Origin of the sequence: Janthinobacterium sp. FT14W (assembly GCF_009208755.1) — a bacterium.
GTDB lineage: Bacteria > Pseudomonadota > Gammaproteobacteria > Burkholderiales > Burkholderiaceae_D > Janthinobacterium > Janthinobacterium violaceinigrum.
In genome coordinates this window covers 1-255 of record NZ_WFLL01000172.1, presented here as the reverse complement: position 1 = coordinate 255, position 255 = coordinate 1, and the positions used below count along the sequence as shown (strand labels likewise).

The 255-nt window shown below is 51.4% G+C and carries 1 rRNA gene; it reads right to left on the bottom strand.

Annotated features, from left to right (window positions below):
- A 23S ribosomal RNA gene (locus GCN74_RS28495) occupies positions 1–255 on the bottom strand; the annotation flags it as partial.

Genomic DNA, 255 nt, shown 5'->3' with positions numbered 1-255 from the left:
GAGTATTTAGCCTTGGAGGATGGTCCCCCCATATTCAGACAGGATGTCACGTGTCCCGCCCTACTTGTCGTACGCTTAGTACCACCGGTCCGATTTCACATACGGGGCTATCACCCACTATGGCTCCTATTTCCAGAGGATTCTGTTATCGGTCCGACTATCACGTACAGGCTCTTCCCATTTCGCTCGCCGCTACTTTGGGAATCTCGGTTGATTTCTTTTCCTGCAGCTACTTAGATGTTTCAGTTCGCCGCG